A 14,824-nucleotide genomic window follows, 5' to 3' on the forward strand; every position below is an offset into this window, starting at 1 on the left:
ATGGATTTGGTTAATTTTTAAATTTTTCAATCTTTCAATTTTAAAATCAGCGAGACCCGAAGATTGCTGAGCCTATTCTGACCATGGTACTTCCTTCTTCTTGTGCGATCAAGTAGTCACCAGACATACCCATGGAGATCTCTTTAAGCTCAAAGTTATCAGGAAGTTTTTGACTTTTTAGTTTGTCAAAAAGATGCTTAAGCCCTCGAAATTCCTTGCGCACCTGTGATTCATCATCAGTAAAAGTCGCCATACCCATCAAACCAATGATTTTCACATTTGACAATTCTTGGATTTCTATGCTTTGTAGCATTTCATCAAGCTCCTGCTGATCAAAACCAAACTTACTATCTTCCTCAGCAATATGCATTTGAATCAGGCAAGAGATGGTTCTATCTACTTTTTTAGCCTGTTTATTTATTTCTTTGAGGAGTTTGAAAGAATCTACTCCATGAATCAAATGAACAAATGAAGCGATGTACTTTACTTTATTTCTTTGCAAATGACCAATCATGTGCCAACGAATGTCAGCTGGTAATTGCTCTTGTTTTTCTACTAATTCTTGTACCTTATTTTCCCCAAAGTCCCTGATGCCAGCATCATACGCTTCTTGAAGCAGGCTGATAGGTTTAGTTTTGCTCACAGCTACCAAGAGACAATCAGAATTCTGGAAGGTGTTTTTTATCTCGATTAAATTTTCTTTAATATTCATTCTTTTAACTTTGATACTTCTACATAACCAAACTAGGTAAACAAAGATATGGCTATCTTAGGGACATTGCTAAAAAATGGCATCAGATTACGTGAATCCTTGGAGCAAGAATATAGTGCGCCAATAGAGCTTCAAAAGAATGTACTCAAAAAGTTACTGATCAAATCTGTCAAGACAGAGATGGGAATGAAGTATGAGTTCGATTCCATTTTGAAGTCATTCAAAGCGGAGGGCGATGATTTTTATGTTGCTTTTTCTAGCCGTGTGCCCATTTATAATTATGACAAAATCTATGAAGAATGGTGGCACCGGCTCAAGGATGGAGAGCAAAACATCACTTGGCCTGGTGCCATCAGGTACTTCGCTTTGAGCTCAGGAACCTCAGGGGCAGCATCCAAATATATTCCCATCTCCAAAGACATGGTCAAAGCGATTAGGAAAACAGGTGTCAGACAAATCCTTACTTTGTCTAAATATGATTTGCCAAATTCCTTGTTTACCAAAGGGATTTTGATGCTTGGTGGGAGTACGGATTTGGAGTTCAATGGGACCTACTTTTCAGGGGATTTGAGTGGGATTACCACGGGAAGATTACCGATATGGTTTCAGCGGTTTTATAAGCCAGGCAAGATGATTTCCAAAAACAAAAATTGGGGAGAAAAGCTAGATCAAATCGTAGCCAATGCGCCCAAGTGGGATATTGGTATCATCGTGGGCGTTCCTGCTTGGTTACAGATTCTGATGGAGAAAATCATCGAACGCTACCAATTGAAGTCTATTCATGATATTTGGCCTAATTTACAGATTTTTGTTCACGGTGGGGTGTCCTTTCAGCCTTACAAGAAAGGTTTTGAAAAGCTACTGGCCAAACCACTGATCTATATGGAGACTTATTTGGCTTCAGAAGGGTTCTTGGCTTTTCAAGCTTTCCCTGATAGATCTTCCATGCGTTTGGTGTTGAATAATGGGATTTTTCATGAATTTATTCCATTCAACGAGGAGAATTTCGATGAAGATGGTGAATTGAGAGCAGCAGCAAAGGCGCTCTCAATTGATCAAGTAGAGGAGGGGAAAGATTATGCTTTATTGATCTCAACTTGTGCGGGAGCATGGCGCTATTTGATCGGAGATACGATCAAGTTTGTATCCAAAAAAGAAAATGAAATCATCATCACTGGACGAACAAAGCATTTTCTAAGTCTCTGTGGAGAGCATCTCTCTGTGGATAATATGAATCGAGCCATCAATATGGTGGAGGAGTCCATGAATATCAGCATAAGAGAGTTTACCGTTCTAGGCTTGCCGCATGGTAGTTTGTTTATGCATCATTGGTTTGTAGGGACAGAGGATGAAGTGGATCAAGGAGAAATTATGCGACAAATAGATGAGAATCTTAAAGTGCTCAATGATGATTATATCGTAGAGCGTAGGCATGCCTTGAAGGAGGTTAAATTGACCAAAGTGCCATCTGCGCTTTTCTATGCATGGATGAAATCGGAAGGAAAAGAAGGGGGTCAGAATAAATTTCCAAGAGTGCTGAAAGGAGACAAAATGAAGTCTTGGCTCAGTTTTCTTCAAGCAAACCACATAGAAATCGTATGATTCAGGCCTTATTGGAAGGAGTGAGTATGGGACTTATTCTCTCAGCGATGATTGGACCTGTATTCTTTACCCTAGTCCAAAATTCAATTGCTGCGGGGTTTAGAAATACGGCTGTTTTGGCAACGGGTATTTTTCTCAGTGATTTGATATATGTGGTCATTACCTATTTCAGTGTGAGTGCTTTTGCTCAGAATCCATACTTTGAAGTTTTCCTCGGCTATGGAGGGGCTTTGGTTCTGATAGGTTTTGGTGTGAGTACTTTTTTCAAAAAGACAGTACAAAGACCTAATTCAGCTGGTATTGACATGATCAAGCCAAAGAAAATGTCCGCTTTTTTCAAAGGATTCAGCATCAATGGGGTCAATCCTTTCGTTTTGTTATTTTGGATTTCGATCGCAGGACTGGTAAGTCTCAAAGATGAATTTACTTCGGTAGATGTATTTTTGTACTATGTGGGCATCTTGCTGACAGTATTTTTGATTGATCTTCTCAAAGCTTTTGTAGCCAAGCAACTCAAGCCTTTCGTTACACCAAAGTTTATGGTAAACATGAATAGGGTAGTTGCTGTTGTATTGATATTCTTTGGTGTCAGGTTGATCTTGTTTGCTTACGAAAAGCATCAAGCATTGAAAGAAGTGACTATGGCATTGGATGGATTAAAATTCTAAATTGATGATGAAAGCAAGTTTGACATTTTCTAAAAACCAGGAGCGTCTGTTGATACTCTTTATCCTATTGACAGCTTTATATATTTCTAATCCTGTATCTGCTCAGACAGAGCCTCGAGGATTGGTTGAGTTCAATCAAAAAAGGATTGATTACAATCGATCAGGCATGTTAATCTTGGGTTCTTGGGCTGTTGGGAATATGGTGCTAGGTGGAGTGATGGCGGGCAGAACATCGGGAGAAACACGTGCTTTTCATCAAATGAACATGTATTGGAATACAGTCAACCTTGCCATTGCTGGATTTGGGTATTACTCCGCGACTCGGGAAGTTCCGAGTGGTGAATTTTGGGAGTCCATGCGGGCGCAACAAAGCATAGAAAAGATTTTACTTGTCAATGCAGCTTTGGATGTGGCCTATATGGCTGGAGGCTTGTATTTGCTAGAGCGTGGTAGGAGATTAGAAAATGATCAATTCAAAGGTTTTGGGAAATCCGTCATCCTACAAGGTGTCTTTTTGATGAGTTTTGATGCAATCAAATTTGCCTTTCACAACTTTCATGGTAAAGAACTTCCTGATATCATGAATCATGTAGGAGTGACCACGAATTGTATCGGGCTATTGATTACTTTTTAAAAAAAATAAAAGCCCCTCGTAAGTGAGTCGAGAGGCTTTTGTGTTGGTTTTGTATGAATTAGATCTTAGTCAGCTAAGTATTTTTCTACTGGCACATAATCTAAGTTGAATGCTTCTGCTACTGCTTTGTAGACGATATCACCATGGATGACATTAAGACCTGGTACCAACTCAGGGTTTTCTTGGGCAGCTTTTTTCCAACCTTTGTCAGCCAATTGAATAGCATAAGGAAGGGTTGCATTAGTCAATGCTAGCGTAGAAGTATAAGGTACAGCTCCTGGCATATTTGCCACACAGTAGTGAACAACGTCATCGATGACGTACGTTGGGTTTTCGTGTGTAGTTGGTTGGCATGTTTCGATACATCCACCTTGGTCCACAGCAACGTCCACCAATACAGCACCTTTTTTCATATCGGTCAACATGTCTCTAGTGATCAAGTGCGGTGCTTTTGCACCAGGGATCAAAACAGCCCCTATGATCAAATCAGCATCCTTAATCATTTCTCTGATGTTGTATTCGTTAGACATCATTGTTTTGACATTGGCAGGCATGACATCAGAAAGGTATCTCATTCTTTGTAGAGAGACATCCATGATTGTAACATCAGCACCCAAACCTGCAGCCATCCAAGCTGCCTGAGTACCAACTACTCCACCTCCAAGGATGATGACTTTGGCAGGAAGCGTTCCTGGCACTCCACCAAGAAGAATTCCTCTTCCACCAAGTGGCTTTTCAAGGTAATTAGCTCCTTTTTGAACAGCCATTCTACCAGCCACTTCAGACATAGGCACCAGTAGAGGTAAGCTTCTATCAGCTCTCTCAACTGTTTCGTAAGCAAGACAGACTGATTTGTTTTCAATCATCGCTTTGGTCAAAGGCTCGTACGAAGCAAAATGGAAATAAGTAAATAACAATTGATCTTCTTTGATCAATTTATACTCAGGCTCGATAGGTTCTTTGACCTTCATGATCATCTCTGCGATGGCATATACATCTTCAATAGTAGGAAGAATTGCAGCACCAGCTTCTGTATACTGATCATCAGTGAAACCACTACCTTCTCCCGCAGTATGTTGAACAAATACAGAATGACCTCTCTTAACAAGCTCTTGAGCTCCCGCAGGGGTTAATGCTACCCTGTTCTCGTTATTTTTAATCTCCTTTGGAACACCTATTATCATGTCTCGTAAATTTGGGTTAGAATAATTGCGGCAAATATAAGAACTGCATAGCATTCCATTTTGAAATTCAATATACTTTTTTGATTCAAGTATGAAATCCTTTTCTAAATGAAATTTAATTTTATTATTAAAGCTTATTCTTAATATAATTTCAAAAAAGAGGTTTTAAACATTGAAAATTTTGAAGATTTTTTTCATGATTACAGCATTGCAATTTCCATTGGTTTTTCAAGACTTTAGTGTTTTATAAATTTAGAAAAAACGAGTTTTTAAGAATAAAATTCTTTTAAAATGTGTTTTTATAAATATTTACAAAATAAATTTTCGAAAAATTTAAAAATTATTCTGTTAGACAGTTTGTAAAAATAACAAAATTCTTTATTTTTGAAATACTTGGAAAAGAAGTACAATAACCCAAATATAGCGTAAAGATTATAAATTATGACAGAGGTGGCATCAGCAGCAAAAAACAAAAAGCAAAAAGCTCTGAAAAAGGAGCAACTTTTGAAAGATTACCGCATTGCTCAAGAAAGTCGACAAGCTTCCTTGATGGGAAGAAAGGAAGTTTTCATGGGTAAGGCCAAATTTGGCATCTTTGGTGATGGAAAGGAATTGGCGCAGCTAGCCATGGCAAGATATTTCCAGAATGGTGATTTCAGAGCTGGATACTACCGTGATCAGACTTTTATGTTTGCCATCAACCAACTGACCGTTCAGGAGTATTTTGCGCAGCTTTATGCACATACGGATGTAGAGGCTGATCCTGCATCCGCTGGTCGATTGATGAATGGGCACTTTGCCACCCGTTCATTGAATGACGATGGTACTTGGAAGAACTTGGCGGAGATGAAAAATTCCTCTGCGGACATTTCTCCTACGGCTGCTCAAATGCCTAAATTGCTCGGACTGGCTTATGCTTCTAAACTTTTTAGGGAAAATGAAGGACTACATGGTCTAACTCAATTTACAAACAAGGGAAATGAAGTAGCTTGGGGTACAATCGGAAATGCATCTACATCTGAAGGGATGTTTTTCGAATCCATCAATGCTGCTGGAGTATTGCAAGTTCCTATGGTAGTATCTGTTTGGGATGATGGCTACGGCATTTCGGTTCCTAATGAATACCATACGACCAAAGGAAGTATCTCCGAAATCCTGAAGGGATTACAAAGAAATGATGACCAAAAAGGCTACGAAATTTTTGTGGTCAAAGGCTGGGATTACGAGGCTTTGGATAGGGCTTTTGAAAATGCTGCTAGAATTGCGAGGGAAGAGCACGTGCCAGTTTTGATCCACGTAGTGGAAGTCACACAGCCACAAGGTCACTCCACATCAGGCTCTCACGAAAGGTATAAATCTCCAGAGAGGCTTCAGTGGGAAAAAGAGCACGATTGTATTCTGAAATTTAGAGAATTTCTACTTGACAGAGGTGTTGCTTCTGAAGAAGAACTTGGTCAAATTGACGCGGAAGCAAAGCAGTATGTCAAGGATCAAAAGGAAGCAGCATGGAAGGCATTTGCAGGAACAATCAAGTCTGAACTTGACGAGGCCGTAGCACTTTTAAAAGAAACGGCAACAAATTCTTCCAATCCATCAGGTATCAATCAGCTTGCAGAGGAGCTTTCCAAAACACTCAATCCTATCAGAAAAGATGTGATTTCAACTGTAAGGAGAGCACTTTGGATGCTTAGAACTGATTCAGAGACTGTCAAAGCTAATCTAAGGGATTGGTATACAGCGCAGCAAAAACTTAATGAGGATCGCTACAGTAGCCATCTTTACAGTGAATCTGAATTTAAAGTAGAAAATATAGCTTCAGTTCCTGCGATATATGCAGAAGATGCCCCATTGGTAGATGGCAGGGAGATTTTGCAAGCATGTTTTGATGATTTGCTTACAAGAGACCCTAGATTTTTTGCATTTGGAGAGGATGTGGGTAAAATCGGAGATGTGAATCAAGCATTTGCAGGGCTTCAAGCTAAGCATGGAGAGCTGAGAGTGACAGACACTTCGATTCGTGAATGTACCATTATCGGTCAGGGATTGGGTGCGGCACTCAGAGGGCTAAGACCAATGGCTGAGATTCAATACCTAGATTACATCTATTATGCTTTGATGACTTTGGCAGATGATGTTGCTTCCCTTCAGTATAGAACAAAAGGTGGTCAAAAGGCTCCATTGATAGTGAGAACACGTGGGCATAGACTTGAAGGAGTATGGCATGCAGGCTCTCCTATTGGCATGTTATTACATTCACTGAGAGGTATGTTGCTATGTGTTCCGAGAGATATGACTCAGGCCGCAGGAATGTATAATACTTTAATGGAAGCTGATGAGCCCGCTTTAGTAATTGAGTGTCTGAATGGTTACAGATTGAAAGAGAAGATGCCTTCTAATATTTCGGAAATGAAGGTTCCTTTGGGACTTCCAGAAATATTGAGAGCAGGTACTGATTTGACCATTGTAACCTATGGTTCTATGTGTAGAATCGTGATGGATGCTGCTGAGGAATTGGCCTTAATGGGAATAGATGTAGAAGTAATTGATGTGCAGACATTGCTGCCGTTTGATACCACAGGAGTGATTGGAAGATCTATTCAGAAGACAAATAGAGTACTCTTCGCTGATGAGGATGTGCCAGGTGGAGCTTCTGCATATATGATGCAGCAAGTGATTGAAGGACAAAATGCCTATTATCACTTAGATTCAGAGCCTGCGACTATTGCAGCCAAAGCACACAGACCAGCTTATTCTTCGGATGGGGATTATTTCTCTAAGCCCTCTATTGAGGATATAGTTGAGAAAGTCTACGCCATGATGCACGAAGTAAATCCAGCTAAATTCCCTCAGATTTAATCTTAATCTTTGGATTTAAACAAAAAACCTGAAGCGCCTCTAGTTTCAGGTTTTTTGTTTTAGGATAATCCAAAACTTTACCAACCTTCTGACTTTTTATACTTTCTCCTTTTGAGGCAATTGTTTACCTTTGCCTCTTCTAAAAAAGACATCCAAAACTCAGGACATGATTCTCTTTTTCCAATCCCCTCAAGCAGTCATATACGCTGTACAGACCCCACAACCACTCAATAAACAAGATCTTGATAAACTCACCTGGCTCTTCGGAGATGCCAAACAGCTCGAAGGAGCACAGGTTGATGGTAGGTTCTCAGGTCCTCGCAAAGAAATGATCACTCCATGGTCTACCAATGCAGTAGAAATCACCCTCAACATGGGGATCCAGGGGATTCAGAGAATTGAAGAGTATTTCCCGATTTCGGAGCAAGATACGATCGACCCCATGCTTCAAAAAGCTTATAATGGGCTAGATCAGGAAATCTTCAATATACAAGTAGCGCCTGAGAAAGTAAAGGAGGTCACCGATATCAAAGCTTACAATGCTTCAGAAGGGCTTGCATTGAGTCAGGAAGAAGTAGATTACTTAGAAAATGTCTCCAAACAATTAGGAAGAGCTTTGACAGATTCAGAAGTATTTGGGTTCAGTCAAGTCAATTCGGAGCATTGCCGACACAAAATCTTCAATGGTACTTTCATCATAGATGGTGAAGAAAAGGAAAAAACACTTTTTCAACTCATCAAAGAAACCTCGAAAAGAAATCCCAACAGAATCGTCTCGGCTTACAAGGATAATGTAGCTTTTGTGCAAGGTCCTAAAGCGCAACAATTCGCCCCAAAAACACAAGATAAACCAGATTTTTTTGAGCCTGAGAGCATAGATACTGTCATTTCCCTCAAAGCCGAAACGCACAACTTCCCAACCACAGTGGAGCCTTTCAACGGGGCGGCTACTGGATCGGGTGGAGAAATCAGAGATAGAATGGCTGGCGGTACTGCTTCTATTCCATTGGCTGGTACTGCGGTCTACATGACTTCTTATGCTCGTTCCGAGGCTGGTAGAAGCTGGGAAAAGAACCTTGCACCAAGACCTTGGCTCTACCAGATACCTATGGATATCCTGATCAAAGCTTCTAATGGAGCGAGTGATTTTGGAAATAAATTTGGTCAGCCTTTGATTTCTGGGTCGGTATTGACCTTTGAGCATGAAGAAGGAAACAAGGCGCATGGCTACGATAAAGTGATCATGCAAGCTGGCGGTATAGGATTTACCAGAAGTGAGTACAGCAAGAAAAATGATCCTGCCAAAGGTGATCAAATCATCATCATGGGGGGAGACAATTATAGAATAGGCATGGGAGGCTCGGCGGTCTCTTCTGTTGCAACAGGTGAGTTTTCCAATGCCATAGAACTCAATGCAATACAGCGATCCAATCCGGAGATGCAAAAGCGGGTATCCAATGTGATCCGCGCCATGGCAGAGTCCAACGAAAATCCTATCATCTCTATACACGACCATGGAGCAGGAGGGCACTTAAACTGTTTATCCGAATTGGTAGAGACCACAGGTGGTACCATCCACATCGATCAGCTTCCCGTAGGAGATCCAACACTCTCTGCCAAAGAAATCATCGGTAATGAATCCCAAGAAAGAATGGGGTTGGTCGTAGGCAAGGAAAACCTTGAACTACTTCAGAAAATATCAGAAAGAGAAAGAGCGCCCTTCTATGTAGTCGGTGAGACTACTGGTGATATGCACTTCAAATTCGAGAATCAACAGACTGGAGAGAAACCTGTTGACTGGAACTTGGCCTATATGTTTGGTAGCTCGCCTAAGACCATTCTTGAAGACAAGTCTGGCAACGCCTCTTTTGAAGATGCTGAATATGATGTCAGTCAGTTGAAATCATACATCAAGGAAGTATTGCAGCTTGAAGCCGTCGCTTCCAAGGATTGGTTGACAAACAAAGTCGATCGCTCTGTGACTGGTAGGGTAGCCAAGCAGCAGACAGTAGGGGAGATACAGGTTCCTCTCAACAATGTAGCGGTAATGGCCATAGATTTTACAGGTCAAAAAGGAATCGCGACTTCAATTGGGCATGCGCCGGTGGCTGCATTGGCTAATCCAGAAGCTGGTTCAAGACTGGCCATCGCAGAAGCCATGACAAACCTAGTTTGGGCTCCAATTGCTGATGGACTTGCGGGTGTTTCTCTCAGTGCCAACTGGATGTGGCCAGCCAAGAACAAAGGAGAAAATGATAGACTTTATCGTGCTGTCGAGGCAGTTAGCAATTTTGCCATAGACTTAGGGGTGAATATTCCAACTGGTAAGGATTCATTGTCTATGACACAGAAATACCCTGATGGGAAAGTAGTCTACTCTCCAGGTACTGTGATCATTTCTTCTATTGGGGAGTGCTCAGATATCAATCAGGTAGTATCTCCTGACCTGAAGCCAGTCGATGGCAGTAGGGTTTTCTATATTGACTTGTCTAAAGATGAGCCGAAGCTGGGAGGTTCGAGTTTCTACCAGATACTGAACAAAGTAGGTTCTGATACACCAGATATTAAGGAAAGTCATTACTTCGGACAAGCATTTATGACTGTGCAGAAATTGATCGAAAAAGGGGAGATTCTAGCTGGACATGACATTTCTTCTGGTGGATTGATTACAGCTTTACTAGAAATGACCTTCCCATCTACACAAGTAGGTTTGACGATCAAAATAGATCGGCTGGACGGGAGAGATATCGTAAAATCACTTTTTGCTGAGAATCCTGGACTTTTGATTCAGGTGAAAAATCCAGAAAGAACTAGGGCTGTTTTGGCCAATCATGGTATTGACTTCGTGTCTATCGCCAATGTTAACTTAACTGGTAAAGTTGAACTTACTGGCCTCGACCTTAGTTTTGACGTTGAAGAAATGAGAGATACTTGGTTCAAATCTTCTTATTTGCTTGACAAAAAGCAATCTGGAGAGCAATTGGCCTTGGAGCGATTTAAAAATTACAAAAATCAGCCACTAGCATATAGTTTTGGAGAAAATTGGGAGGGCACTTTTGATGCTTTCAGCTTGAATCCATACAGAAGAGAGAAATCAGGCAAAACTGCTGCAATCATTCGTGAAAAAGGGGTAAATGGGGATAGAGAGATGGCGTATTCGCTGTGGTTGGCAGGCTTTGATGTGAAAGATGTACACATGACTGATTTGATCTCTGGCAGAGAGACATTGGAAGATGTGCAGATGATCGTTTTTGTCGGTGGCTTCTCTAATTCTGATGTACTCGGTTCGGCAAAAGGTTGGGCTGGTGCTTTCCTTTACAATGAAAAGGCAAAACAAGCCTTGGATAATTTCTACGCTAGAAAAGACACCTTGAGTTTGGGAGTTTGTAATGGTTGTCAGTTGATGGTGGAGCTAGGTTTGGTAACTCCTGACCACGATGTGAAGCCAAAAATGCTACATAATGCATCGCACAAGTTCGAGTCAGCCTTTGTCAATGTTAATATTCCAGAGAATGATACAGTGATGTTCAAGAGCCTTGCCGGTCAGCGTCTTGGCGTATGGATAGCACATGGAGAAGGTAAATTCTCCCTTCCAAAGGCATTGTCAGATTATCATGTGGGGATGACTTATTCCTATGAAGCCTATCCAGGCAATCCAAATGGATCAGATCATGCTGTTGCAGGGATTGCTTCTGCAGATGGCAGACACTTGGCTATTATGCCGCATATAGAGCGTTCTTTAAAGCCTTGGAACTGGCCTCACTATCCCGCAGAGCGAGCTGATGAAGAGATCACTCCTTGGGTAGAGGCTTTTGTTAATGCCTTCAAGTGGGTGAGCAGTGAAAAGTGATTTTAGAATTGAAGATTGGAAGACCACAGTTTGAAGGTTGAAATGTTTTAAAGTTTGGCGTATTCGTGATTTTCTAGACCTTTGAGGTTTTTTTGAACCTCGAAGGTCTTTCTTATGAGGTCGAAAAAGAGTTTGGAAGATTGGGGTTAGGAGGTTTGAACGTTGTAAGGGTGTAATTCATAGGTGACCATTGAGTACACCATTGTGCACTCAATGGTCTTTTTTTTGTATTTAGTTGATTGAGTGATTAGGAGTTGGAAGAGTTACTCCTGAGCAATGAGATTAGAAAATTAAAAAAATGCTAAATAATTGGCTCTTTAGCGATTACATGATTTTTGGGAATTGCTTTAGTTCTCGCAACGAGCGCAACGGTGTAACGCAACGGAAAAGAGGTTAGGGAAAATGGGAGATAGATATTTCATCCACAATTAAGAGTTGATTTATTGAGAGTTCGGGGGAATTTGTACCGGGCATTGGGACTAAAAAGTTAAAAAATTTCGAAATGATCGACCCTGTCAGAACCCTATCACCTTATCAAATGATAAATATCACTTCGACATTTTAGCCAATTAGGGGTCTATGCTTTTAGGATTAGAGAGAATCACAAACAACTTCAATGAGTTAAAATTCAATTTTCCCTATATAATAAACCATGCGATCCGCTGAGATGGGCAACTTCTACCTAATAACCGTTGTAATAACTTTCCAACCTTCCAACTTTCTAACTTTCCCCATAAATTTCTCCCAACCATTATCTATATCTCACGATTCTCCTTAATTTTAAGTCATGCAATGGACGGTCAACTTCGATATACCTGATTTTCAACCCAAAATCGATCATCACTCGCAGCTTTATGCGATAGGTTCCTGCTTTTCGACCATGATTGGAGATAGGCTGAGTGATCGGAAGTTTGATGTAGTCAACAATCCATTTGGTACACTTTTCAATCCCATTTCCATCTCCCAAGTTCTGGAAGATGCCTTACTTGAGATGCCTGTCAATACGGATATGGTCTTGGTGAGGGATTCTTTATACCTGCATTTTGGGATGCATTCGGATATCTCTGCCTACAGCAAGGATTCCTTGGAGCGCTTGATCCACAAGAAGCAACACTTGACCAAGACACAGCTGGAGCAAGCCAGTCATTTGCTGATTACTTTTGGGACGGCATGGGTGTATGAATATGGAGAAGTAAATCAGCTCGTGGCCAACTGTCACAAGCAGCCTGCTGGATTATTTGAAAAGCGCCTACTGAACCTTGATGAAATTCACAAGACCTATATTGGGTTTTTTAATCTCCTTAGGGAATTTAACCCCAATATCCAAGTGATCCTCACCGTCAGTCCAGTCCGACACCTGAAGGATGGGATCATGGAGAATCAAGTAAGCAAGAGCCTACTACGTGTAGCTTGCCATGATATTTCTGAATCTTTTGATTTTGTCCATTATTTCCCGAGTTACGAGATCATGATGGATGAACTGAGAGACTATAGATTTTATAAGTCTGACAAGACCCATCCCACAGATGAAGCTGAAGTCTATATTTGGGAGCGGTTCAAGCAGGCTTGGATTGCGCCAGCTGCCTATCCCATGATTCAAGAGATCGAGCAAATCAGGAGAGAGCTGGCACATCGTCCATTCAATCCCGAGAGCCCTTCACATCTGAAGTTTTTAGAAAACCTCAACAAAAAGCTAGAGCGACTCAGCCAATTCTTCGACTTCTCTAAGGAAATGGATCAGTTGAGAAAGCAGGTAGATTTTAGGAAGTAGTCTGGAGTCCAGCAACTTATTGTTTTTTTATTAAGTTGAATTCGGTATGTTTAGGTATAATTAAAAAATATTCGCAATGAGTTGCGCAAAGCATGCCATTTGGAACAAATAGCGCAATTAGTTTCGGGAATAATCTCGTTAGATTGCATTAAAAGAACGTCCCATTTTTGGAATATGTTATCTTTTGAGATAACTTTTTAGATATGGTAAGAAAGATAATTTTTTATGAAAACCACTTTATAGAATTTTACCAAAGCCAGAATGAAAAGGTCAAGAGTAAGATTCAGTATGTTTTTGAACTGATCAAGCAAGTGTAAAGGGTACCCGAGAAGTTTCTCAAGCATCTTGAAGGAACTGAAGGGTTATTTGAAGTGAGGGTGGAATACCAATCAAATATTTATAGTCCCGATAGCTATCGGGATCTGCTGTTTTGATGAAGGAAAGCTGGTAGTCCTTTTTAACGGATTTCAAAAGAAGACTCAGAAGATCCCGAAGAAGGAAATAGAGAAAGCAGAAAGATTAATGAAGGAATATTTCCAAACAAAGAAATAACACTATGAAAGATTATAGCAAAGTCAAAACATTCGATGAATTGATTGAACTGGAACACGGTAAAATTGGAAGTGAAAGCAGGAATAAGTATGAAGAGAATGCGCAGATGTTCATCATCAGCGAAATGCTAAAAGAAGCGAGGAAGGAAGCAAATCTGACTCAAGAACAATTGGCGGAAAAAGCAGGAACAAAGAAAAGTTATATTTCAAAGCTTGAAAATGGAAAAGGGAATATCCAGTTATCGACATTGATCCGAATTTTTGAACAAGGTCTAAACAAAAGAATTGGATTAACTTTCCTTTAGTGGAGTGAAAGGGATAACGCACTCTAACATCACCTTGGATACAGCGGGCGGTTCCGAGTAAATTGAAAGTTTGGTATCTTTAAAAAGCTAGGGTTTAACTTTAAGAAACTTAAAAATGAAGAAGGTTTTCATATTAGTACTTTTTCCTATTTTGGCCTATGGTCAGTCTGATACAGATGGTAAAATGCCCCCAGAAAGTGTTTTATATGCGGAAGAGAAACAGTTTTATGTAGTATTAGATCAGGACTGTAAAATAAAACTTGATAGTGTTATGCTTGTAGCGTTTGACCCGGAGTGGGTCAAAGAATTAAGAATTGTAACAGATGAAAAATACACTGGGATCTTTGGAAATACTCCGATTAAAACAGATTTAATTTACCCTAAGAGAAAATATATAAAGAAAATTCATGACTTTTTGGAGATTTACAAGAAAGAAGAAATATTTGACTAGCAAATGTTCCATCTAGGCTAGTCCAAAAAAAAGTCCCTGATCTACACTTCTTCTACTTTTCTTAGGTGTTTAGATTATAAGGCAATACACAGGACAAATACATGTTTTCTTAGAACCATAAGAAAATATTGAAGGTATGGGATTTGGTTTGAGAGTTTTTGGCTTTTTTATCCAAACTGCAACATAAATTCTGCAATCTAAAATCTAATTCCCCAATACCATTTCCCTATATTTGCCTAA

At 40.3% G+C, this 14,824-nt stretch carries 11 protein-coding genes; 9 read left to right on the plus strand and 2 right to left on the minus strand.

Going from position 1 to position 14,824, the window contains the following annotated elements:
• Positions 1-46: 46 nt before the first annotated feature.
• A complete protein-coding gene (locus tag BW935_RS04860) occupies positions 47-712 on the minus strand; it encodes a YggS family pyridoxal phosphate-dependent enzyme (RefSeq protein WP_076499081.1) in 666 nt (221 codons plus the stop codon).
• 48 nt (positions 713-760) lie between these two features.
• Between BW935_RS04860 and BW935_RS04865 the strand changes: the two genes are divergently transcribed.
• The 3 genes from BW935_RS04865 to BW935_RS04875 are packed head-to-tail and all read left to right on the plus strand — an operon-like array spanning position 761 to position 3,616.
• Positions 761-2,314, plus strand: coding sequence for a GH3 family acyl-acid amido synthetase (locus BW935_RS04865; protein ID WP_076499083.1), 1,554 nt, complete (start codon positions 761-763; stop codon positions 2,312-2,314).
• Positions 2,311-2,982: a LysE family translocator gene (locus BW935_RS04870; protein ID WP_076499084.1), complete on the plus strand. Its 672-nt coding sequence runs from the start codon at positions 2,311-2,313 to the stop codon at positions 2,980-2,982. Before BW935_RS04865 ends, BW935_RS04870 begins: the two co-directional genes overlap by 4 nt.
• Positions 2,983-2,986: 4 nt before the next feature.
• Complete coding sequence (locus BW935_RS04875) at positions 2,987-3,616, plus strand: DUF6992 family protein (protein WP_245802638.1); 630 nt, start codon at positions 2,987-2,989, stop codon at positions 3,614-3,616.
• Positions 3,617-3,681: 65 nt separating this feature from the next.
• On the opposite strand, the gene ald is transcribed toward BW935_RS04875, so the two are convergent.
• Entirely contained in the window at positions 3,682-4,800 is a 1,119-nt protein-coding gene (gene ald, locus BW935_RS04880) for an alanine dehydrogenase (protein WP_076499087.1), read from the minus strand.
• Positions 4,801-5,241: 441 nt separating this feature from the next.
• Here ald and BW935_RS04885 point away from each other — a divergent pair, with 441 nt between their 5' ends.
• The 6 genes from BW935_RS04885 (at position 5,242) to BW935_RS04910 (ending at position 14,584) form a co-directional block, all read left to right on the plus strand.
• Positions 5,242-7,656 (plus strand): alpha-ketoacid dehydrogenase subunit alpha/beta, encoded by a 2,415-nt coding sequence (locus tag BW935_RS04885; RefSeq protein WP_076499089.1) that lies wholly within the window; start codon positions 5,242-5,244, stop codon positions 7,654-7,656.
• Positions 7,657-7,822: 166 nt separating this feature from the next.
• A complete protein-coding gene (gene purL, locus BW935_RS04890) occupies positions 7,823-11,506 on the plus strand; it encodes a phosphoribosylformylglycinamidine synthase (RefSeq protein WP_076499091.1) in 3,684 nt (1,227 codons plus the stop codon).
• Between the two features lie 787 nt (positions 11,507-12,293).
• Positions 12,294-13,277 (plus strand): GSCFA domain-containing protein, encoded by a 984-nt coding sequence (locus BW935_RS04895; protein ID WP_076499092.1) that lies wholly within the window; start codon positions 12,294-12,296, stop codon positions 13,275-13,277.
• 444 nt (positions 13,278-13,721) lie between these two features.
• Positions 13,722-13,829 carry a type II toxin-antitoxin system RelE/ParE family toxin gene (locus tag BW935_RS18850; protein WP_394333607.1) on the plus strand — a complete coding sequence of 36 codons (108 nt, stop codon included), beginning with the start codon at positions 13,722-13,724 and terminating at the stop codon, positions 13,827-13,829.
• A 4-nt stretch (positions 13,830-13,833) separates the two neighbouring features.
• Positions 13,834-14,133: a helix-turn-helix domain-containing protein gene (locus tag BW935_RS04905; protein ID WP_009033879.1), complete on the plus strand. Its 300-nt coding sequence runs from the start codon at positions 13,834-13,836 to the stop codon at positions 14,131-14,133.
• Positions 14,134-14,248: 115 nt separating this feature from the next.
• On the plus strand, positions 14,249-14,584 hold the full coding sequence (locus tag BW935_RS04910; protein ID WP_076499094.1) for a hypothetical protein: 336 nt from the start codon (positions 14,249-14,251) through the stop codon (positions 14,582-14,584).
• Positions 14,585-14,824: the final 240 nt, after the last annotated feature.

The sequence above is a fragment of the Belliella pelovolcani genome (assembly GCF_900156785.1).
Classification (GTDB): domain Bacteria; phylum Bacteroidota; class Bacteroidia; order Cytophagales; family Cyclobacteriaceae; genus Belliella; species Belliella pelovolcani.